Below are 1,908 nucleotides of genomic sequence, written 5' to 3' on the forward strand. Positions count from 1 at the left end.
ATGGGCTTCGACTCGCTCACCGCCGTCGAGCTCCGCAATCAGCTCAACACCGCGACCGGACTGCGCCTGCCCACCACCCTCGTCTTCGACCACCCGTCCCCCGACGCCCTCACCACGTATCTGAGCACGCAGATCTCCGGCCGGCCGGCCGATTCCCCGGCCACGACGACCACAGCGGTCACGACCGACGAGCCGATCGCGATCGTGGGCATGGCCTGCCGCTTCCCGGGCGGTGTGAACTCACCCGAGGACTTGTGGCGGCTGGTGGCGGACGGTGTGGACGCGGTCGGCGAGTTCCCGGTCAACCGCGGCTGGAACCTGGACGAGCTGTACGACCCGGACCCCTCGGCGTCGGGCACGTCCTACACCCGTCATGGTGGATTCCTCCACGACGCCGACGAGTTCGACCCGGAGTTCTTCGGGATGTCGCCGCGCGAGGCGCTCGCCACCGACCCTCAGCAGCGGCTTCTCCTACGGACCGCATGGGAGACGTTCGAGAGTGCTGGAGTCGATCCCGAGACGCTGCGGGGCAGTCGTACGGGTGTCTTCGCGGGCGTGATGTACCACGACTACGGCTCACGCCTGCGCAGCGTGCCCAAGGACCTGGAGGGCTATCTGGCGGGCGGCAACGCGGGCAGCATCGCCTCCGGCCGCGTCGCGTACACCTACGGTCTGGAGGGCCCGGCGGTCACGGTGGACACGGCGTGCTCGTCCTCCCTGGTCGCGCTGCATCTGGCGGCCAACGCGCTGCGCCAGGGGGAGTGCGACCTGGCGCTGGCCGGCGGCGTCACCGTCATGTCCACACCCCAGACATTCGTCGAGTTCTCGCGCCAGCGCGGGCTCTCGCCCGACGGCCGCTGCAAGCCCTTCGCCGCGGCTGCGGATGGTACGGGTTGGTCGGAGGGTGTGGGGTTGTTGTTGGTCGAGCGGTTGTCGGATGCCCGGCGCAATGGGCATCGGGTGTTGGCGGTGGTGCGGGGGAGTGCGGTGAATCAGGATGGTGCGTCCAATGGTCTGACGGCGCCGAATGGTCCTGCGCAGGAGCGGGTGATCCGCCAGGCGTTGGCGAATGCGGGTGTGTCGGCTGCGGATGTGGATGTGGTCGAGGCGCATGGGACGGGGACGAGGCTGGGTGATCCGATCGAGGCGCAGGCGTTGCTTGCGACGTATGGGCAGGGTCGGCGGGATGGCCGGCCGTTGTGGTTGGGGTCGTTGAAGTCGAACATCGGGCATGCGCAGGCTGCTGCGGGTGTCGGTGGTGTGATCAAGATGGTGCAGGCGATGCGGCATGGTGTTCTGCCCAGGACGCTGCATGTCGATGAGCCGTCTCCGCATGTGGACTGGGAGGCGGGAGCGGTGTCGTTGCTCACCGAGGCCCGGGAGTGGCCGGTGACCGGCACACCCCGCAGGGCCGGAATCTCCTCCTTCGGGATCAGCGGTACCAACGCGCACATCATCATCGAGCAGCCGACTGAGCCCGCGACCGAGGACCGGGCGGGCGAGGGGACCGGGCTTCCCGTCCTCCCCTGGGTGGTGTCGGGCACCTCCGCCGACGCCCTGCGGGCCCAGGCGCAGCGCCTGCTCGCGTCCGTGTCGAGTGCGAACGGCCCGGACGCCCTGGACGTGGCGTACACGCTGGCCACCGCCCGGGCCGCGCTGGAGGAGCGCGCGGTCGTCGTCGGCGCGTCCCGGGCCCAGCTGCTCGCCGGTCTCGGTTCGCTGGCCAACGGCAGCCCAGCGCCGGGCCTGGTCCGCGGCAGGCGTGGGCAGGGCAGAACCGCGTTCCTGTTCACGGGGCAGGGGAGTCAGCGGCTGGGTATGGGGCGTGAGTTGTATGAGCGGGTGCCGGAGTTCGCTCGTGCTTTTGACGAGGTGTGCGACTGCTTTGACGGGGAGTTGCCGAGGCCG

General features: G+C 69.9%; 1 protein-coding gene. It reads left to right on the forward strand.

All coding sequences use genetic code 11. From position 1 onward, the window contains the following. Positions 1-1,908, forward strand: a 1,908-nt coding sequence (locus ABT171_RS41505; protein ID WP_351252128.1) for a type I polyketide synthase, incomplete at both ends; no start/stop codon positions are given.

Source organism: Streptomyces sp. NPDC001851 (genome assembly GCF_040297165.1).
Taxonomy (GTDB): Bacteria; Actinomycetota; Actinomycetes; order Streptomycetales; family Streptomycetaceae; genus Streptomyces.